Source organism: Beijerinckia sp. 28-YEA-48, assembly GCF_900104955.1.
Taxonomy (GTDB): Bacteria; Pseudomonadota; Alphaproteobacteria; order Rhizobiales; family Beijerinckiaceae; genus Terripilifer.
Map to the genome: position 1 here is coordinate 4,643,534 of NZ_FNSI01000001.1, position 19,364 is coordinate 4,662,897.

Sequence of the window (19,364 nt, forward strand, 5' to 3'; positions counted from 1 at the left end):
TCAGCGTTTGCCGATGAAAATGCCCGTGCCCATGTAGGGCGCTCCGCCATTGTTCTGGAACATGAAGCGGCCGCCGGTCTCGATGGCGTTCGGGCCATAGAACGAGCCGTCGAAAGCGCCGGTTAAACCGGGGCTGGACATTGCGCCGTAGAAATTGACGCTGTTGGCGCCAAAGCTCGAGGCGCCGGTGTAGTTGCGGCCGTCGAGATTGTTGATGGCGAAGGTGCCGGTGCGGGCGCCGAAATCGACCGTATGAGAGAAATCGCCACCGGCGACATATTCGCTGCTACCGGCGCGGATATTGGCGATCGCATTGCCCGTATAAGTGCCGGAACCGGTGATAGGCATGCTGGCGATGTCGGTTGGCTGCCCGGCGACCCAGGTGTTGAGATTGCCGGTGCGCAATTGCTGGCGCGAACCGTCGCTCGATGTGTAATTGATCTCGCCGGACCAGAAGCCCCATTGGGCGTAGTCGTAGTTGTGCCACTGGGTGACGGTGGGGAAAAAGCTGCGCGCCGTGGCGCGGTCCTGCGCCTCGAACATGCTCCAGGGCACGAGCAGCATGCGATTCGGCCGGCTCGGATCCGACGGGCGCAGGTCCCCGTTGTTGTTGGTGGTGATCTCCGACGGCTGATAATCGAGGGCGTAGGAATTGCCGGTGACGGTGCCGCCATTGCGCGACACCTGCTCGCGCATCACCCAGGTGTTGCGATCAATATAGGCGGACCGCGTCGGTGCATTGGCGTCATTCGGATTCTCGCCGAACTGGAACAGGCCACCAATGGCAGAGCCAATGGCGTTGCCCGTCGCTTCGACAAAGGAGATGAAGCCCGAGCCAGTTGACCGGTTCGGATTGAACTGCAGTTGCGTATCACCATAGACGGTGCCGGGATCGGCGTTCGGTGTCGCATTGCCATTCGGGTCGATGCTGAAAGACTGCATCGTGCCGGCGGCATACCCCTGCCACGTTCCCGCTGCGCGATCGGCGCCGATATTGCCGGGCGCGGGGCCTCCGGCCACGGGGATCAGATAGCTGTAGGTCGTGGTCGGTGACGTGCCGCCGAGATGCTGGGTCGCCAGATCAGGGACGATCGCGCCACTTGAGGGCACATAGCGGTTCTGGGTGAGAACCATCTGCGTCGGTAGCGCATCATTGTTGAGCGCGACGCTACCGGGAACCGACGTCAGATTGCCGCTGGAGAAGCCAGCGCCCTGGCCGGCGCTCTGGCGGCTGGCGGCGACAAAGCCGCCGGTGAAGCGTGAGCCATTGGCGGTGCCGTCACTGATGAAATTGCCGGTGGCGCCAGCAAGGGTCGAACGTTGGTTCGCACCCTGTCCATCGATAGACAAAGCCGCGGTGGCGAAACGGGTGCGTGAACCAGCGGTGCCCTCACCGCCATTGCGATAGCCATAGGCTGGCGTCACGATCACCGGGCCGTTGGTGATGAAGTTGCCCATCAGATAGGGCGCACTGCCAGCGCTGACGAGCGCATAGGTGCGCGGTTGATAGGTCAGTGGCGGCGGCGGTGGAGGGGGTGGGGGCGGCGGAGGCGGCGGGCCTACATTCGGATTGGTGCGCTGCGCCGCAGCGGTGCCCGCCGTGGCGTTCTGGATCACCGGCTGCTGATTGAGGAACTGCGGCGAGCTCGACAGGACACGTGGCCCATTGGCCGACGTGCTGGCCTGCTGCTGCGGGATGGTGTTACGCGGCTCGGTCATCGCATTGGTGCGGCCGAGGTCGTTGAGCGTGGCGATTGTATCGGTCGGCGGCGTCCTGGAGCCACCGGTCTGGGCGGTGCGGCTGGTCAGTTGCTTGTTGGCATCATCGAGCTGCGCTTGCGTCACGCGGGTGGGTGTTGGCGGTGGCTGATTGCCATCGACGATCTCGACGCCGAAGCCAGGGCGGGACATCACTTCGGTGCCGCCATTGGTCGTCACCGTGGTGCGGCCGAACAGGTTCGTCACCTGCGTGCCTTGCGGCGTCTGGAAGATCATTGCCACGCCGCCACGCACGCCGATCGTCGCCGTCGGCGTTTTGATGGCGACATTGCCGCTCTTGCTGATCTGGCCGCCGACAAAGCGCATGGCGCCGCGGGTCAGGCTGATGGCGGTGCGGCCGCTCTGGGCACTCGGATCGTAGACGAACTCGTCGATGACGAGCTGGCTGTTGGGGCCGATGCTGAGCGTCGATTTATCGACGAAGGTGACCTGCAGCGAACCGGAGGCCGAGGTGGCGATGCGTTCGCGGAAGATAACGTCGCTGCCCATGTCGACGGTACGCGTCGCGCTGCCGCGCTGTGCTGTCGTTGCCGGATTGACCGCGCCGGCGGTGCCGACCCGCTGTTGCGCCACGGCGGATGTGGCGGCGGCCAGCGCCAGAAGCGACAGGCCGGAGAGGAAAGTTGAACGAAATTTCATCATCCTCTCCGATCAATAGCGAGCCGTGGGGCCCATCACGATGGTGAAATTATTGGTGCGGTAGTTCGCCAGGCTGGACGTGGTTTTCGACCAGACCAACTGGGCGCCGAAGCCGAAATTCTCATGCACCGGCATGTCGAAAGCAACACCGGCGCGCCAATCGACATCGTTGCGGCGGATCAGCGGGTCGATGACGATGTTGGGCGTCGTGTAGCGGGTGGCGTAGCGGCTGACGAAGGGCGTCACCGTCCAGCGCTTCTGGATCGCGGCGAAAGGCGGATCGAAATCCATCGCCAGAGACGCCTCAAAACCGTTCTGGTGGAAGGAGTTATACGTCAGCACCGAGGCATTGTTGCCAAGCATGGCGCGCAGGTTCAGCCGTGCCCAAGGCGCCAGCGGATAGACGAAATTGGCATAGGCGATGTCGAGCTTGCCGGTCTGGCCGTAGGCGGTCGGATAGGTGAACGAATTAGAGAAAGTGCGGTCGCGGCGTTCGGCGCCGACTTCGATAATGCCGCCGAAGGGTGTCGGCGCGGCGACGCTGGCGCCATAGCCCAGCGTGCGCATGTAGGGATTGCCGCCAAGCTGGAAGCCATTGGCGATGAGATAGGGGCGGAAGGTCCAGCCGGTCAGCACATCAGGCAGGATGGCGAGGCGTGGGCCGGTGCTGATTTCACCGAGCAGCAGATCGAGTTGGGTGAAGCGGTTCTGCCGGGTCGCATAGCCCTGCACCAGGGTTTCCCAGGTGTCGCCGCGCTGGTTGTCGAAATCGTAGACATAGCGCACGCCGCCGAGCGCGAAGAGATTCCAGTCGGGCGCGCGACGGAAGTTCTGGCTGATCTGGCCGTCGAAGCCGAAGACGCGGGCGTTGCCGCCATCGGGCCCGGCATTGGCATTGCTCTGGTGGCGCACGCCGATCTGGCCGAAAGCCGTAATGCCATGGCGGCTGTTGCGGCGCTCGATCTCGGTCAGATAGGGCTGCACGCGAGCGCGTACTTCGAATGGTACATCCGGTTCGGCCAACACGGTTTCGAGATAGGATTTCGCCTGCGTGTAAGAGCCGAGGCGAAAATAGAGAATGCCGAGTTCGAGACGCACGCGGCCGAGCTTGCTGTTGTAGAACAGGATGCGTTCGAGCGCGCCGATGGCGGCTTCGTAGTCCTGCACCTGCGAGGCAACTTCAGCGAAGCGGAACGCCAGAGCCGCATCGCTTGGATTGTGCAAGGAGGCCTGGAACAATTGTTCGAATTCGGTGCGCTGCGCGGTCTGCGCTTGCGGCGAGGTCGTGGAGAGGACGAGGAACGCCGCGCTCAGCGCGGTGATGATCTGACGATGATGCTGGCCGAGAGTGGCGCCGAGGTGCCCGGCACGTCTCCACACATTCGCCGGCCCGCGACCCGGCGAGATCTTCGCAGTCACCCCTACGCTCCTTCACGCACGCCAGCTGGCTGTCCAGGCCAACTTACCCCAAGTAAACCATATAGGACCGGACTACGACTGTATACCCGGCCCAGAGTGTCGCGCTGTACTGTGACGCGAAAGCCTCAATACTGGTTAAGGCCGGCGTGTTCCATTTCGCCCCGATCGAGAGCGGCGGTGATCGCCTTCACCAGTTCGCGGGCGGTTTCAGCCGACAGTTCCACGGCGATGCGTTCGCGCCCACCCGCAGCTTCGTTGATGAAGTCGATCGACAGCGCGTGGTCGAGCGGCGTGTGGAACGGATGGTCGAAATAGACGTGGGCGGTGTCGATGCTTTTCCAGTCCGTCTGCGCCTTGGCGCTGCCGTAGAGGGCGACCTTTTCGACGATGTAAGAGCACATGGGGAACTCCTTAGTTCTCGGAAAAGCGGGCGCGCGGGCCGATGGTACGATCGAGGAAGTCGATGGTCTTGCGCCAGCCGTCGTGGGCCTGTTCGGGCCGATAGGCCGGCCGATCGGCGGCGAAGAAGCCGTGTCCGGCGCCGTCGTAACGGTGGAATTCGTAGGTTTTTCCCAGCTTTTTCAGTACGGCTTCGGTCTCGTTGACCTGTTTCGGGCTCGGATTGGCGTCGTCATTGCCGAAAATGCCAAGCAGTGGGCAGCTGATGTCGGCGGAGAGGTCGATCGGTGCCACCGGCCGCGCCGGCGTGATGTCGGCGGGATCTTCGACGATCACGCGGCCGCCCCAGCAATCGACGGCGGCATCAAGGCGCTTGAGTCGGCAGGCAGCGAGGTAGGCCTGTCGCCCACCCGAGCAGAAGCCCATCACCGCCACCTTGCCATTGCTGTTCGATTGCGCCCGCAAGAAGCCCATGGCGCCGGCGACATCACCCATCACCTGGTCGTCACTGACGCCGCCTTTGGCGCGGGCCCGCGCGGCGCAATCGTCCGGAGAGCCCGGCCGTTCGCGGAAATACAGATCGGGCGCGATACAGGCGAAGCCGAAATGGGCGAGCTTGCGCGTCGCCTCCTGAATCCAGTCGTCCCAGCCGGGCATGTGATGGATCAACACGACGCCGCCGACGGTCTGCTGCGTTGTCGGCCGTGCGTAATAGGCCTGTCCAGCTTCGCCCTCATGGGCGGCGAAGGGAACAACCTCGGTGACCATGCCCAGATATGACATTCAAAACTCCCTGCGAATTTTATGGATTTTGCGGCAGCCTATCGGGTTCCGCCATTGGGCGAAATGCTTTCAGGGCCACAGAGTTCCAATAAAAACGCCGGGCACGAGGCCCGGCGTTAAAAGAGACAATCGATGCTGCGTTTCAGGCCGCGACCGCGAGGCCCGGCGCCACTTTGAACGGTGCTTCGGTCTTGCTCTTGATCTCGTCGAGAGTGACGCCATCGGCCAGTTCGAGCAGCGTGAGCCCGTCCTTGCCTTTCTGATCGACCTTGAACACGCCCAGATCGGTGATGACGATGTCGACGACACCGGCGCCGGTGAGCGGCAGGTTGCAGCGGCTGAGGAGCTTGGGGCCATCCTTGGCCACATGTTCCATGACGACGACGACTTTCTTGACGCCGGCGACGAGGTCCATCGCGCCGCCCATGCCCTTCACCATCTTGCCGGGGATCATCCAGTTGGCGAGGTCGCCGTTCTGGGCCACCTGCATGGCGCCGAGGATCGACAGATCGATGTGGCCACCACGGATCATCGCGAACGAGTCGGCGGACGAGAAGTAGCTCGTCGTCGGCAGTTCGGTGATGGTCTGCTTGCCGGCGTTGATGAGATCGGCGTCCTCATCCCCTTCATAGGGAAACGGGCCCATGCCAAGCATGCCGTTCTCGCTCTGCAGCTGCACGCTGATGCCGGCGGGAATGTAGTTGGAAACCAGCGTCGGAATGCCGATGCCGAGATTGACGTAATATCCGTCCTGCAGCTCTTTCGCGGCGCGGGCGGCCATCTGTTCGCGTGTCCAGGCCATAGTGCCTCTCCCTTTACGAAGCTATGCGATCACGCGCTTGCGCGTGGTGCGGAACTCGATGCGCTTGGGTGCGTCCTTCGCCACAACGATGCGATTGACGAAGATACCAGGCGTGTGGATGTGATCGGGATTGATCTGGCCGGCTTCGACCAGTTCCTCGACCTCGACCACGGTGATCTTGCCGGCGGTGGCCATCATCGGGTTGAAATTGCGCGCCGTCTTGCGGAACACCAGATTGCCTTCGGTGTCGGCCTTCCAGGCGTGGATGATCGAGAGGTCAGCGCGCAGCGCCCGCTCCATCACATATTTCTCGCCGTCGAATTCACGCACTTCCTTGCCTTCGGCGATGATCGTGCCAACGCCGGTCTTGGTGAAGAAAGCGGGAATGCCAGCGCCGCCGGCGCGGATGCGCTCCGACAACGTGCCCTGCGGGGTGAATTCCAGCTCCAGCTCGCCCGCCAGATATTGCTGGGCGAAAATCTTGTTCTCGCCGACATAGGACGAGATCATTTTTTTGATCTGCCGGGTTTCCAGAAGCTTGCCGAGGCCAATGCCGTCGACGCCAGCATTGTTGGAAATGACAGTCAGGTTCTTGACGCCGGATTCGAGAATCGCATCGGCAAGAACTTCAGCAATACCGCACAGACCAAAGCCGCCGGACATGATCGTCATGCCGTCTTTGAGCACACCGGCCATGGCGCTGCGGGCGTCAGGATAAACCTTGTTCATGGAACCACCGGAAAATGTCGGAAAGTGACCGCAGATGAATACCCGCCGGACCCGGTGAATCCAAGCCATTTATCGCCCGGTCCGGGCCGAGAGGTGTCAGGGGCCCGTTGACGCGCCAACTGAGCTGCCAACTGAGCTGCCAACTGACCTGACAGGTGGCCCGCTATGTGATGCGATCATGCCGATGCGACAATGGCAGTGGCATGTCGGGCGCGGGTGAATTATCCCTAGGTGGATTATCTGGTGGAAACGGCGAATGAAAATTTTTCGGCTTTATATCCGCGTCTTGGGCCAACTCGGCAGTGAGCGCAATCTGGCTATCCTGCTGGTGCTCGCCAATCTGGCGCTGGCGATCGCGGCTTTCGCCGAGCCCGTCCTGTTCGGCCGGATCATCGACAAACTGAGCGAGGCCCAGAAGGAGGCGCGCGCGGTGAGCTGGAGCGAGCTGGGCACGCTGATCGGCGCCTGGGGCGCTTTCGGCTTTTTCACCATCGCCGCGTCGGTCCTGGTCGCCATGCATGCCGACCGGCTGTCGCATCGCCGCCGCCTCGTAGTGATGGGTCAATATTTTGAACACGTGTTGCATCTTCCGTTGGGCTTCCATTCGGCGGTTCATTCCGGTCGCCTGCTGAAGACGATGCTCGACGGCGCGACATCGATGGCAGGTCTGTGGCTGACGTTCTTTCGCGACAATTGCTCGTCCTTCGTCGGCCTGTTCATCTTGCTGCCAGCCACCATGTTCATCAATTGGCGGCTTGGCGCGCTGCTGGTGCTGCTGGTGTTCCTGTTCGCAGGGGTGATGTGGTGGGTGCTGCATCACACCGAACGTCTGCAGGGCAAAGTCGAAATGCTGCAGACGGATCTCGCCGAGCGGGCCTCGGACGCACTGGGCAATGTGCCCGTCATCCAGAGCTTCACGCGCATTCAGCGCGAGTCGCAGGCGCTGCGCAGCATCAGCGACATGTTCCTGGCCGCGCAGATCCCGGTGCTGTCCTGGTGGGCCCTGGCGGCGGTGGCGACGCGCGCCGCAGCGACCCTGACTTTGCTGTCGATCTTCCTGCTCGGCACCTGGCTTTACATGCATGGTCTGACGACGATCGGTCAGATCGTCACCTTCATGAGTTTTGCCGGTCTGCTCGTGGGCAAGCTCGAACAGGTGGTCACCTTCGTCAATTGGATGCTTATGGTGGCGCCGAAGATGCAGGAATATTTCGACGTGCTCGATACCAAGCCGCAGGTCAGCGACCTGCCGGGGGCCCGCGACATCGGCCGGTTGGAAGGGCGCGTCATCTTCGATCATGTGACGTTTAACTATGACGCGCGCCGCATCGCGGTGGACGATGTTAGTTTTGACGTTTCGCCCGGGGAAACCATCGCGCTGGTCGGGGCCACCGGATCGGGCAAGTCGACGACACTCGGCCTGCTGCATCGGGTCTACGATCCAGTCAAAGGTGCGGTGTTGATCGATGGTATCGACATTCGCGCCATGACCTTGGAATCGCTTCGCCGCAATATCGGCGTGGTGTTCCAGGAGCCGATGCTGTTTGCCCGTTCGATCGAGGAGAACATTCGCGTCGGCAAGCCGGATGCGACCGATGAAGAGATCGAATTGGCGGTCGAACGGGCGCAGGCCAAAGACTTCATCGCGCGCCAGCCCGACGGGCTCAAGACCATCGTCGGCGAACGCGGCCGGTCGTTGTCGGGCGGCGAGCGTCAGCGCGTCGCCATCGCGCGCGCGCTGTTGAAAGATCCGCCGATCATGGTGTTCGACGAAGCGACGAGCGCGCTCGACGCGACAACGGAGAAATTGCTGCAAGCGGCGCTGGAGGCGGCGATGCAGGGCCGCACAACCTTCATCATTGCGCATCGCCTGGCGACGATCCGCAATGCCTCGCGCATTCTCGTGTTCGATCAGGGCAAGGTGGTCGAGAGCGGCACGTTCGAAGAGCTGGTCGCGCTCAATGGGAAATTCGCGGCGCTGGCGCGGGCGCAATTCATGGCCGATGCCCCGGTGCCAACCGCGCACTGAACGTCATCTGCGCACCGGAATGTGGCGTCACGGGCCAAGGATCCGAGCGCAGTCTGCCGAAGCCTCTGTGTCATCCGTGGTTGCGGAGGACGTTTACGAGCGCGCCAATTCTTCCGTCAAAAACTCACGCACCTGCGCGGCATCGACGCCACGGGCGATGAAGCTGCGGCCGATGCCATGCATGAGGATGAAGGTCAGCGAGCCACGCTGGACCTTCTTATCCTGAAACATGGCTTCGAGGATTTGGTCGGGGCCGTGGTTCCAGCCCTTGATGTGCGTGATGCTACTTGGCAGGCCACACTCGCGCAGATGCGCTTCGACACGCTCCGCATCGGCTGCGTTGGCATAGCCGAGTTTGGCTGAGAAGCGCGCCGCGCAAGCAACGCCGATGGCGACGCCTTCGCCATGCACCAGCCGTTCGCTGTCGTAATGCAGCAGGGTTTCGAGGGCGTGGCCAAATGTGTGGCCGAGATTGAGCAGGGCGCGATCGCCCTGTTCGGTCTCGTCGCGGGCAACGACCGCGGCTTTCGAGGCGCAGCTCTTGCGGATCGCTTCAACCAGTTCGGGGCCACGGGCGAAGATCGCCTGCCAATGGGTGGTGAGCCAGTCGAAGAATGGCGCGTCGTCGATCAGGCCGTATTTGACGATCTCGGCATAGCCGGCGCGGAATTCGCGTGGCGGTAGGGTGGCCAGCGCGCCGGTGTCGGCGAGAACGAGTGAGGGCTGATAGAAAGCGCCGATCAGATTCTTGCCGTGTTCGGAATTGATCGCGGTCTTGCCGCCGACGGAGGAATCGACCTGCGCCAGCAGGCTGGTTGGAATCTGCACGAAGCGCATGCCGCGCCGCACGGTGGCTGCGGCAAAACCGGCGAGATCGCCGACCACACCGCCGCCGAGCGCCACGACCAGATCACCTCGTTCCATCTTGGCGGCGATGATGTCATCGCAGACGCGCGCGAAGGTGCTCCAGCATTTCGATGGTTCGCCCGGTGTGATGACGATGCGGGCGTGGCGGATGCCATGGGCATCAAGGCCGCGCTCGAGCGCCGGCAGATGTTCGCGCGCCAGGTTCTCGTCGGTGACGATGGCGCAGGCGGATTTTGGAAACAGCGCGGCGATGTGGCGTCCGGCCGAGGCAATCAGATCCTGGCCGATGATGATGTCATAGGCGCGCTCGTCGAGTTCGACGCGGACGGTGGCTTGAGTTGGTGTTTCTTGGTGCACGAGACGATCTAAACTGTTGCTGAGTTTGTCGAGGATGGCGTCGACGACCACGTCATGCGGTCCGTCGATGGAGACAACGGATAAATCGGCCTGGGCATAGATCGGACCGCGTTCGTCGATCAGTTTGCGCAGGGTCTCTTCCGGATTGGCTGTGTGGAGTATTGGCCGGTTGGTGCGCTTGCGGACGCGGCGAGCCAATACGTCGACGTCGGCATTGAGCCAGACCGAGATGCCGTGGCGGGCGATGTTCTCGCGCGTCTGCACCTGCATGAAGGCGCCGCCGCCTGTTGCCAGCACCCGCTGCTTTTCCGCCAACAGGCGGGCCATCACCCGGCGTTCGCCGTCGCGGAAATAATTCTCACCATTGCGGCTAAAGATTTCCGGAATGGTCATGCCGGCGGCGGCTTCGATTTCATGGTCGGCATCGACGAAATCGAGGCCGAGGCGCTGGGCTAGCCGGCGGCCGACCGAGGTTTTGCCGGAGCCCATCATGCCGACGAGTACGATCGATCGGCCGCGGAGCTGGCGGACGATGGAGGCGGCTCGGGGGTCGACTTCGGTAAGCATGGGCGAGCCTGTATCACGACGGCGGGGGAAATTTAAACCGATCCCTTCAACCGATCCTTTCGATCCCTGACGGACCTACCCTCTGACCCATCGCACGCCGGGACTGCGCGCGGTGATTGCAATCCGTTGATATCGGTGATCAAACACGCGGATTCCGGCGTGGAGACACCTGTGCCGAGCCTGATTCGGTTCCTGCTTGTCATCGCGATCCTGGTCGGCCTCGTCTGGGGCGCCATGGTCGCGCTCGTGTCTTTTGTCGAGCCGCAGCCGCGCGAAATGATCCAGACAATCCCGCCCAACCGGCTCAACCGGTAGCCCCATGCGCGCGCTTCCCGCCACCACTCTTGCTCGCCAATTTCTGGAAATGGTCGCGGCCGAGCGCGGCGCGGCCAAGAACACGCTCGATGCCTATGGCCGCGATCTGGAAGATTATCTTGGCTTTCTCATCGAGCAGGGCCTATCGCCCGGCGATGTCGACAGCACCGGTGTCCAGGCCTATCTGGCCGATCTTTCGGCGCGCGGCTTAAAGCCGACCTCGGCCGCCCGACGGCTTTCCTGCATCCGCCAATTCCATAAGTTTTTGCATGCGGAAGGCCGCCGCAACGACAATCCGACCATCATCATCGATGCGCCAAAAACCGGCCGGCCGCTGCCGAAAGTGTTGACGGTCGCCGATGTCGACCGGCTGTTGCAGGTGGCGCAGGAGGGGCTCGACGATCCTAGCCGCCCGGCCGGCGAGAGGCTGCGGGCGGCGCGCATGTCCTGCCTGTTGGAATTGCTCTATGCGACCGGGCTACGGGTGTCGGAGCTGGTGTCGCTGCCGCTGAGCGCGGCGTCGCGGCAGCAATGGCTCACCATCCGTGGCAAGGGTGGGCGCGAGCGGATCGTGCCGACCTCGGACGTGGCGCAAAAGGCGATGGCGGCCTATCGGGCGCTGTTTGACGAACTGCGCCCCGGGCAGGCGACTCAACCCTGGCTGTTTCCCGCCGACAGCGAGAGTGGTTATCTGACCCGCCAGGCCTTCGCCCGGGACCTGAAAACCACGGCGGCGGCCGCCGGCATCGCCGCCGCCCGCATCAGCCCACATGTGCTGCGCCATGCCTTCGCCAGCCATTTATTGCAAAACGGCGCCGATTTGCGGGTGGTTCAGGAGCTTTTGGGCCACGCCGACATCTCGACCACACAAATTTACACCCACGTGCTGGACGAGCGGACGAAAGCCATGGTGCGCGACCTGCATCCGCTGGCCGACGATCCGTCCGAATAGGTCCATTTCCGAGCCTATCTTCTTGACTTCGAGGGGGCTGGAGGCCAGTTTCCGCGCGCCGAGCCAACCCCAGAGCAAATTGCGATAAAACCGTAATTTTGCCTCGGCTCTTTGTTTTGACACGTCTTTGTGGCGTTTGGCCGGTTAACTGACTTGGTCAAACTGCAAAACGCTCCATAGCTCAGTTTCCCAGGTGCCGATGCGTTCCTATCTGGATTTTGAAAAACCTGTCGCCGAACTTGAAGCCAAGGTCGACGAATTGCGCGCCGTCGCCGATCGCGATGGCAGCATCGCCATTGGCGATGAACTGACGCAGCTTGAGGCCAAGGCCGCCAAGGCGCTCGGCGATCTCTACGGCAAGTTGACGCCGTGGCAGAAGACGCAGGTCGCGCGGCATCAAAGCCGCCCACATTTTGGCAATTATATCAAAGGCCTGATCGAGGATTTCACGCCTCTCGCCGGCGATCGCAAGTTTGCCGAGGATGAAGCCATCGTGTGCGGCTTCGGCCGCTTTCGCGGCCAGTCGGTCTGTGTCATGGGCCAGGAAAAGGGCTCCGACACGGAAGGCCGGCTCCGGCACAATTTCGGCATGGCGCGGCCGGAAGGCTATCGCAAGGCGGTGCGGCTGATGGAATTGGCCGACCGGTTCGGCATTCCGGTCATTTCGTTGGTCGATACGGCCGGCGCCTTTCCTGGCATCGATGCCGAGGAGCGGGGCCAGGCCGAGGCCATCGCGCGCTCCACCGATGCCTGTCTGCAGCTCGGCGTGCCGAATATTTCGGTGATTGTTGGGGAAGGCGGATCGGGCGGCGCCGTCGCCATTGCCACGGCCAATCGCGTGCTGATGCTGGAACATTCCATTTATACAGTGGCTTCGCCGGAAGCCTCGGCGTCGATTCTGTGGCGCGATAGCGCCCGCAAGCAGGATGCGGCGACGAATATGAAGATTACTGCCCAAGATTTGCTGAAATTCGGCATCATTGATGCCATCGTGCCGGAGCCGATGGGGGGTGCCCACCGCGATCCGGAGAAAGCTATTCAGTGGACTGGCGATGCCATCGAGACGTCGCTGCGCAGCATGGACAACATGCCGCCAGAGGCGATCAGGCTGGCTCGTGAAGAGAAGTTTCTGGCGATCGGTCGCCGGCTTTGATGGGTTGGCGAAGGCGTTTCTGTTGATGCGCCTTTGCCCTAGGACGCCGCACAGTTAACATATCGTTTACCCTATCCGGGAATTCGATCCAGCCTCAGTAACCTGCGTGTAACGATAACGGCCGTAAATCGGTTCGGGCCGCTTAATTTTCCTAACGCCGTTTAGACGGATTTGCTGCGCAATGACTTTGAAGAAGTTTGCTTCCAGCGCCACTTCGGCGAAAGCGATGAAAATCGCGGCGGCGCTCGTGGTCGCCGGCGTGCTTGCCGCCTGCCAGGATTCTGGCGGGTTGCGCAGTGCCAGGGCTTATCAGCCGATTCCGGCCGAGACATTGGCGCTGATCCAGACCAAGGGCTCGTCGAAGAACGCGCCGATCCTCATCCGGACTTATAAGAAAGAGTCCGAGCTCGAGATCTGGAAGCAGACCGCTGACGGCTCTTACGTTCATCTCAAGACCTATCCGATGTGCCGCTGGTCCGGCCAGCTTGGTCCAAAGCGCCGCGAAGGCGACCGGCAGGTGCCGGAAGGCTTCTATTCGATCACGCCGGCGCAGATGAATCCGAATTCGAACTACTATCTGTCGTTCAATGTCGGCTATCCCAACGCCTATGACCGGGCGCATGGTTATACCGGCAGCATGATCATGGTGCATGGCGACTGCTCGTCGGCCGGCTGCTTCTCCATGACCGACGAACAGATCGCCGAAATCTATGCGATCGCGCGCGAGGCTTTCTCCGGTGGCCAGCAGGCCATCCAGATGCAGTCGATGCCATTCCGCATGACGCCGGAAAATCTCGCCAAGCATCGTATCGATCCGAACATGCCGTTCTGGAAAGAAATCAAGGAAGGTTACGACCAGTTCGAGGTGTCCAAGCGCGAGCCGCGCGTGGCCGTCTGTAATGGCCGCTACGCTTTTGGTTCGGCTTCGATGAACGGTGCTGGTTGCGCGCCTGTGCAAGACGCGGACGTGAGCGCGCTTGTCGCCGAACGCCGCCGCGACCAGGAAGCCAAAGTCGCCGATCTCGTCGCCAGCGGCGTGAAGCCGGTGAAGGTGGTTTATTCGGACGGCGGCCAGAACCCGCAGTTCGCCCATGTTTCCATGGTCAGCCGGCCAGAGGCGCTCGCCGCCGGGCCGGTTGAAATCGCTCTTGATGAGAAGGGTAAGCCGGCGCCCGCGCCGCGCACTGCCGTCGCCAAGGTGACGCCGGAGGCGACCCAGCCCGCCGCCGCACCGCAGCCTGCAACAACGGCCGTCGCCCGCTCAACGGTTCAGCCGGTGCCGGCCGTGCCCGCCGCCACCGCTTTCGCGCCCGCCACTCCTGTCGCTGCGCCCGCCACGGCTTCCACCGACAAGCCGTTCTATCAGCGCTGGATGGGGATCGGCGACATTCTGAAGGCCGACGAGCAAGCCGCGTCGCCGGCAACGTCCGCCGATACGACGGCGTCGACCACGCCTTCGACAACACCTGCGGTGACGCCGGTTGTCGCGCGCCCGTCCGTCCGGCCCGCAGCGCGTTCGTCTTCGCGCCAGCAGCCGGCGCAGCAACCGGAGCAGAATTCCAAGATCGTCGATCCACGGCAGAAGACGTCGGCTCTGCCGCAAGTCATCGCTGGGGCGCAGCAGCCGCTGCCGGCTGGGACGCTGGCGCGCTGAAGCTTTGAAATTTGTCGGATTTTGCATGCCGCTGTCTCTCAAGGGCAGCGGCATTTTCTTTGCTTAGATCCTCTTATTTGGACGCGCTTTCATGGCGCTCGACGATTCCGTCGAGCTTTGAAACGCTATAGCGCGGCGCATAAAAAGACCCCTCCGGACGGGGTGATCCGGAGGGGCTGCGACGGTCCTGTGCGGTGCGGGGCGGGGTAAAGTTCAGGACCGACGATCAGTGACGCCGTGGTTGGCGATTAGTTACAGACGCGAACCGGACGCCAGCCGATGAAGTCGCCGTAAGCGTTGTAGGCCGGACGGCGGTCGACGTAGCAATAGGCCTGCGGCTCAGCCACGGGGTAATAAGCGGGGGCGTCGTAGTAGCGCGGCTGCGCTGCCTGCGCGGCGATCGCGCCGAGCGCCAGGCCGCCGATCACGCCAGCGGCGACAGGGACACCCCAACCGCCACGGCCGCGCCAGCCAGCGTCGGCCGAAGTCGAGGTAGCGACCATCGCAGAACCCAACGCCAGGGCAGCGACGGCGGCGGTTACGGTCTTGCGGATAATCGAGCTCATGCAAATCTCCTGTGTCGGTTTCAGTTCTGCCAAACCCGCAGGTCACTGAAGCGATGAGACGACATTAGAAGATGTTTGCTGAACGCAGCGTGGCAGCGGCGTTCATACACGGTTCATCGGGGTGCCCGGGCCTGGGTATTCGCGTCGATCCGGAGTTGGTGAAACGTACCGGCGACGCCATCAGATGATGGTCACAGCCTGACGGTTCCCGCGCTTTCAATCACCGCAAAATAAAAGCCTCGGTTCTGCTCATCAGAACCGAGGCTCAATCATGTGGCGGTGATGCTGAACGTCAGCTCAGACCAGCGCGCCGTGGCAATGTTTGAACTTCTTGCCGGAGCCGCAGGGGCAGACTTCGTTGCGACCGACCTTACCCCAGCTTGATGGATCGTCGGGATTGCGTGGCGCCGCAAGGACCGGAGCGGAGAGTGGCGCCAGGGCCGTCGCGGAGAATTCACCGGAGGCGATCTGCGCGTTGATGGCCTCGATCGCGGCCAGATCTTCCGCCGTCGGCGGCTGATCGGAGTAACCCTGTCCGGCGAGTGGATCCTGGTTGGCGCCCGGCTCGAACGAGACTTCGACGCGCATCAGCTGCTGGGTCGCGGTTTCGTGCCAGCGGGTGATCAAGGAGTTGAACAGGTCGAACGCTTCCGACTTGTATTCGTTGAGCGGATCGCGCTGCGCGAGGCCGCGCCAGCCGATGACCTGGCGCAGGTGATCGAGCTGCACGAGATGTTCGCGCCAGTAATGGTCGAGCACCTGCAGCACGACCTGCTTTTCGACATAGCGCATGACGTCGGGCGTGTTCTTCTCGACGCGCTCGGCATAGGCGGTATCGGCCGCCTTCTCGATGCGCTCGTTGAACTGTTCCCCGTCGATGCCCTCTTCCTTCGCCCAATCGCCGACGGGAGGTTCGATGCTGAGAATGTTTTTCAGTTCTTCGGTGAGGCCGGGGATATCCCAGGTCTCGGGATAGGAATCGGCCGGGACGTGTTTGCGGACCAGTTCGTCCACCACATTGGAGCGCATGTTGTGGACGGTCTCTTCCAGCGTTTCCTGCGCCATCATTTCGCGGCGCTGCTCGAAGACGACCTTGCGCTGGTCGTTCATCACGTCGTCGTATTTGAGAATGTTCTTGCGGATGTCGAAGTTGCGCGCCTCGACCTTCTGCTGCGCCTTCTCCAGCGCCTTGTTCACCCAGGGGTGGACGATGGCTTCGTCATCCTTGAGGCCGAGCTTGGTCAGCATCGAATCCATGCGTTCGGATCCGAAGATGCGCATCAAATCGTCCTGCAGCGACAGGAAGAACTTTGAACGTCCCGGGTCGCCCTGACGGCCGGAGCGGCCGCGCAGCTGGTTGTCGATACGGCGGCTTTCGTGACGCTCGGTGCCGATGATGTAGAGGCCGCCAGCGGCGATGGCCTTTTCCTTCAACGCGGCGATTTCGCTGCGGATCTCGGCTTCGCGCGTCTCGCGCTGCTGCGGATCGGTGACGTCCTTCAACTCGTGGGCGACGCGCATTTCGACGTTGCCGCCGAGCTGAATGTCGGTGCCGCGGCCAGCCATGTTGGTGGCGATGGTGATGGCGCCCGGCACGCCGGCTTCGGCAACGATATAGGCTTCCAGTTCGTGGAAGCGGGCGTTGAGGATGGCGTAGAGTTTCGCCGGCTTGCCGGCGTTGGCGGCGGCATAGAGCTTGGAGAGCTGCTTGGGATCGTCGAAGTTGATCTGCTTGTAGCCCTGCTTGCTGAGAAACTCTCCCAGCTGTTCGGACTTCTCGATCGAGGTCGTGCCGACGAGCAGCGGCTGCATGCTGGCATTGGCCGCTTCGATTTCGCGGACGATCGCCTTCAGCTTTTCTTCGGCCGAACGATAAACCTCGTCGTCTTCGTCGATGCGCGAAACCGGCCGGTTGGTCGGGATTTCGACCACGTCGAGCTTGTAGATCTCGGCGAATTCGTTGGCTTCGGTCGCCGCCGTGCCGGTCATGCCAGCAAGCTTCTTATAGAGGCGGAAATAGTTCTGGAAGGTGATCGAAGCCATGGTGATGTTTTCGGGTTGAACCGTAACATGTTCCTTGGCTTCGAGGGCCTGATGCAGGCCCTCCGAAAAGCGGCGGCCGGGCATCATGCGGCCGGTGAACTCGTCGATGATGACGACTTCGTCGTTGCGGACGATATATTCCTTGTCGCGCTGGAACAGCGTGTGGGCGCGCAGCGCCTGCTGGACGTGATGGACAATGGTGACGTTGGCGGCGTCGTACAGCGACGTATCGGTGATCAGTCCGGCCTCGCGCAGCAATTGCTCGATGTGCTCGTTGCCGGCTTCGGTCAAATTCGCCGTGCGCTGCTTCTCGTCGATTTCGTAATCGGCGCGCACCAGGTTGGGGATCAGCTTGTTGATGGAGTTGTAGAGATCCGACTTGTCTTCGGACGGGCCAGAAATGATCAGCGGCGTGCGCGCTTCGTCGACCAGGATGGAGTCGACTTCGTCGACGATCGCGAAATTGTGGCCGCGCTGGGCCATCTGCGCCAACTCATACTTCATGTTGTCGCGCAGATAGTCGAAGCCGAATTCGTTGTTGGTGCCGTAGGTGATGTCGGCCGCATAGGCGGTGGCGCGCTGCTCGTCGTCGATGCCGTGGACGATGATGCCAACGGTCATGCCGAGGTAGCGGTAAATCTGGCCCATCCATTCGGCGTCGCGGCGGGCGAGGTAGTCGTTGACGGTGACGACGTGGACGCCCTTGCCGGCCAATGCGTTGAGATAGGTGGCGAGGGTGGCGACCAGGGTCTTGCCTTCACCGGTGCGCATTTCGGCGATGGAGCCTTCGTGCAGGACCATGCCGCCGAGCAGCTGCACATCGAAATGGCGCTGGCCGAGGGTGCGCTTGGCGGCTTCGCGGACGGTGGCGAAAACCGGAACCAGGAGGTCGTCCAGGGTCTTGCCGGTGGCGAGCTCGGCGCGGAATTTTTCCGTCGAGGCGCGCAGTTCGTCGTCGCTCAGCTTAGCGATTTCGGGTTCCAGCGCGTTGATGGCGTCGACCTTGGACGCATATTGCTTCAGGCGTCGCTCATTGGCGGAGCCGAAGATTTTTTTCGCGATGGCGGCGAACATTCAAAAACCCTTCTGATCCGGCGAGCCGTTCTAGGCGAGCGGGCGGCTGTAGCTTGTTCCGCTGCCCAGGCGTCGGGCGGTGTGCTCTCGGGCGCAGCGGGAAGCTGGCAGAGAGCCGCAAAACGGGCGAGAAATAAGATCGGGGTACACCCTTGTCAATGAAACGAGTGCTTTGAAGTGGCGGGCCAATCGGCGCAGGCGGGACGTTCGCTTGTCCGACTCACGGAATTGACAGATTGTGGGTTCAGTAATCCTACCATCCTATGGCCGTTACTGGAGCTTTCTATGACATTTCACCGTTTTAGGCCGTGGCTTGGCGCGGCCGGCCTTGCTATTTTTCTGGCAGGGCTCACCCCGGCTACAGCCAAGGTTTTGGCCAAGGTGGACGGTCAGGAAGTCACCGACGATGACGTCAAACTGGCGTTGGACGACATTGGGGCCACTTTACCGGCCCAATTGCAAGGCGCCGAGCGCGAAGCCTATGTGGTCGACTATCTGATCGACATGATCCTGGTTGCCCGCAAGGCCGACGCCGACAAGCTTGGCGATGGCGCCGAATTCCAGCGCCGGCTGAAATATATGCGCGAACGGGCCCTGATGGAGACGCTTTTCGCCAATCTGGGCAAGGAAGCTGTGACCGACACCGCCCTCAAGGCGGTCTATGATCAGGCGGCCAAGGCGCAGACCAGCGAGCCGGAGATCAGAGCCCGTCACATCCTGGTGCAGACCGAGGCGGAGGCGAAAACGGCGCTGAAGCGCGTGCGCGACGGCGAAGATTTCGCCAAAGTGGCGACCGAAGTGTCGCGCGACCCCGGTTCCCAGGGCGGCGATCTCGGCTGGTTCACCAAGGACCAGATGGTGCCGGAATTCGCCAATGCGGCCTTCGCCATGGAGCCGAACCAGATTTCCGAGCCGGTGAAGAGCCAGTTTGGCTGGCACATCATCAAGGTTGAGGAAAAGCGCACCAAGAGCTTCCCGCCCTTCGAGCAGGTGAAGGATCAGGTGACGCAATATGTCGTCCAGCGCGCCCAGCAGGACCTGATCATGAAGCTGCGCAGCGCCGCCAAGATCGAGCGCATGACGGCGGATGCCAAGCCGGCGCAAGCCGCGCCGGATGCCGCCAAACCCGAGCAGCCAAAGAAATAGGCGCGCCGAAACCGGTTCTGCCTCTTGCTTTGGCGCGCCGGATCGGTTTTGGAGTGCGGCGTTCGCCCAACTGGCCTTCGTGGCCGAAATC

15 protein-coding genes are annotated in these 19,364 nt (G+C 62.3%); 6 read left to right on the top strand and 9 right to left on the bottom strand.

What is annotated here, in order from left to right; all coding sequences use genetic code 11:
* The 6 genes from BLW50_RS21830 to BLW50_RS21855 all read right to left on the bottom strand — a co-directional run bounded on the left by BLW50_RS21830 (position 1) and on the right by BLW50_RS21855 (position 6,550).
* Positions 1-2,418, bottom strand: a complete 2,418-nt coding sequence (locus BLW50_RS21830) for a FecR family protein (protein WP_170850286.1) — start codon at positions 2,416-2,418, stop codon at positions 1-3.
* A 12-nt stretch (positions 2,419-2,430) separates the two neighbouring features.
* Positions 2,431-3,837: a tetratricopeptide repeat protein gene (locus BLW50_RS21835; protein ID WP_139267702.1), complete on the bottom strand. Its 1,407-nt coding sequence runs from the start codon at positions 3,835-3,837 to the stop codon at positions 2,431-2,433.
* 125 nt (positions 3,838-3,962) lie between these two features.
* The gene (locus BLW50_RS21840; protein ID WP_090706537.1) at positions 3,963-4,238 is read right to left on the bottom strand and encodes a DUF6295 family protein; all 276 of its coding nucleotides are present in this window, start codon (positions 4,236-4,238) and stop codon (positions 3,963-3,965) included.
* 10 nt (positions 4,239-4,248) lie between these two features.
* Positions 4,249-5,019 (bottom strand): dienelactone hydrolase family protein, encoded by a 771-nt coding sequence (locus BLW50_RS21845; RefSeq protein WP_090706539.1) that lies wholly within the window; start codon positions 5,017-5,019, stop codon positions 4,249-4,251.
* A 142-nt stretch (positions 5,020-5,161) separates the two neighbouring features.
* Positions 5,162-5,821, bottom strand: coding sequence for a CoA transferase subunit B (locus tag BLW50_RS21850; RefSeq protein ID WP_090706542.1), 660 nt, complete (start codon positions 5,819-5,821; stop codon positions 5,162-5,164).
* A 21-nt stretch (positions 5,822-5,842) separates the two neighbouring features.
* Positions 5,843-6,550 (bottom strand): CoA transferase subunit A, encoded by a 708-nt coding sequence (locus BLW50_RS21855; RefSeq protein WP_090706545.1) that lies wholly within the window; start codon positions 6,548-6,550, stop codon positions 5,843-5,845.
* A gap of 256 nt (positions 6,551-6,806) precedes the next feature.
* Here BLW50_RS21855 and BLW50_RS21860 point away from each other — a divergent pair, with 256 nt between their 5' ends.
* A complete protein-coding gene (locus tag BLW50_RS21860; RefSeq protein ID WP_090706547.1) occupies positions 6,807-8,579 on the top strand; it encodes a glucan ABC transporter ATP-binding protein/ permease in 1,773 nt (590 codons plus the stop codon).
* Between the two features lie 93 nt (positions 8,580-8,672).
* Here the strand turns inward: BLW50_RS21860 and aroB are convergent, their stop codons facing one another.
* Positions 8,673-10,370, bottom strand: a complete 1,698-nt coding sequence (gene aroB / locus BLW50_RS21865; protein ID WP_090706550.1) for a 3-dehydroquinate synthase — start codon at positions 10,368-10,370, stop codon at positions 8,673-8,675.
* 171 nt (positions 10,371-10,541) lie between these two features.
* On the opposite strand from aroB, the gene BLW50_RS21870 reads away from it, so the two are divergent.
* The 4 genes from BLW50_RS21870 to BLW50_RS21885 all read left to right on the top strand — a co-directional run bounded on the left by BLW50_RS21870 (position 10,542) and on the right by BLW50_RS21885 (position 14,444).
* Positions 10,542-10,685, top strand: a complete 144-nt coding sequence (locus BLW50_RS21870) for a histidine kinase (protein ID WP_090709517.1) — start codon at positions 10,542-10,544, stop codon at positions 10,683-10,685.
* A 4-nt stretch (positions 10,686-10,689) separates the two neighbouring features.
* The gene (locus BLW50_RS21875; protein WP_090706553.1) at positions 10,690-11,637 is read left to right on the top strand and encodes a site-specific tyrosine recombinase XerD; all 948 of its coding nucleotides are present in this window, start codon (positions 10,690-10,692) and stop codon (positions 11,635-11,637) included.
* 199 nt (positions 11,638-11,836) lie between these two features.
* Positions 11,837-12,790 (top strand): acetyl-CoA carboxylase carboxyltransferase subunit alpha, encoded by a 954-nt coding sequence (locus BLW50_RS21880; RefSeq protein ID WP_090706555.1) that lies wholly within the window; start codon positions 11,837-11,839, stop codon positions 12,788-12,790.
* Positions 12,791-12,971: 181 nt separating this feature from the next.
* Positions 12,972-14,444: a L,D-transpeptidase family protein gene (locus BLW50_RS21885; RefSeq protein WP_244544348.1), complete on the top strand. Its 1,473-nt coding sequence runs from the start codon at positions 12,972-12,974 to the stop codon at positions 14,442-14,444.
* Positions 14,445-14,692: 248 nt separating this feature from the next.
* Here the strand turns inward: BLW50_RS21885 and BLW50_RS21890 are convergent, their stop codons facing one another.
* Together BLW50_RS21890 and secA are read right to left on the bottom strand one after the other, a co-directional pair.
* Entirely contained in the window at positions 14,693-15,010 is a 318-nt protein-coding gene (locus BLW50_RS21890; protein ID WP_170850287.1) for a hypothetical protein, read from the bottom strand.
* A gap of 297 nt (positions 15,011-15,307) precedes the next feature.
* The gene (gene secA, locus BLW50_RS21895; RefSeq protein WP_090706557.1) at positions 15,308-18,127 is read right to left on the bottom strand and encodes a preprotein translocase subunit SecA; all 2,820 of its coding nucleotides are present in this window, start codon (positions 18,125-18,127) and stop codon (positions 15,308-15,310) included.
* Between the two features lie 285 nt (positions 18,128-18,412).
* On the opposite strand from secA, the gene BLW50_RS21900 reads away from it, so the two are divergent.
* Complete coding sequence (locus BLW50_RS21900; RefSeq protein ID WP_090706559.1) at positions 18,413-19,273, top strand: peptidylprolyl isomerase; 861 nt, start codon at positions 18,413-18,415, stop codon at positions 19,271-19,273.
* The last annotated feature ends 91 nt before the right edge of the window (positions 19,274-19,364 follow it).

What these genes read in the sequence shown, in the direction of transcription:
- BLW50_RS21830 (WP_170850286.1), bottom strand. Translation starts at nt 2,418, where the DNA reads ATGAAATTTCGTTCAACTTTCCTCTCCGGCCTGTCGCTTCTGGCGCTG.
- BLW50_RS21840 (WP_090706537.1), bottom strand. Translation starts at nt 4,238, where the DNA reads ATGTGCTCTTACATCGTCGAAAAGGTCGCCCTCTACGGCAGCGCCAAG.
- BLW50_RS21845 (WP_090706539.1), bottom strand. Translation starts at nt 5,019, where the DNA reads ATGTCATATCTGGGCATGGTCACCGAGGTTGTTCCCTTCGCCGCCCAT.
- BLW50_RS21850 (WP_090706542.1), bottom strand. Translation starts at nt 5,821, where the DNA reads ATGGCCTGGACACGCGAACAGATGGCCGCCCGCGCCGCGAAAGAGCTG.
- BLW50_RS21855 (WP_090706545.1), bottom strand. Translation starts at nt 6,550, where the DNA reads ATGAACAAGGTTTATCCTGACGCCCGCAGCGCCATGGCCGGTGTGCTC.
- BLW50_RS21860 (WP_090706547.1), top strand. Translation starts at nt 6,807, where the DNA reads ATGAAAATTTTTCGGCTTTATATCCGCGTCTTGGGCCAACTCGGCAGT.
- aroB (WP_090706550.1), bottom strand. Translation starts at nt 10,370, where the DNA reads ATGCTTACCGAAGTCGACCCCCGAGCCGCCTCCATCGTCCGCCAGCTC.
- BLW50_RS21875 (WP_090706553.1), top strand. Translation starts at nt 10,690, where the DNA reads ATGCGCGCGCTTCCCGCCACCACTCTTGCTCGCCAATTTCTGGAAATG.
- BLW50_RS21880 (WP_090706555.1), top strand. Translation starts at nt 11,837, where the DNA reads ATGCGTTCCTATCTGGATTTTGAAAAACCTGTCGCCGAACTTGAAGCC.
- BLW50_RS21885 (WP_244544348.1), top strand. Translation starts at nt 12,972, where the DNA reads ATGACTTTGAAGAAGTTTGCTTCCAGCGCCACTTCGGCGAAAGCGATG.
- BLW50_RS21890 (WP_170850287.1), bottom strand. Translation starts at nt 15,010, where the DNA reads ATGAGCTCGATTATCCGCAAGACCGTAACCGCCGCCGTCGCTGCCCTG.
- secA (WP_090706557.1), bottom strand. Translation starts at nt 18,127, where the DNA reads ATGTTCGCCGCCATCGCGAAAAAAATCTTCGGCTCCGCCAATGAGCGA.
- BLW50_RS21900 (WP_090706559.1), top strand. Translation starts at nt 18,413, where the DNA reads ATGACATTTCACCGTTTTAGGCCGTGGCTTGGCGCGGCCGGCCTTGCT.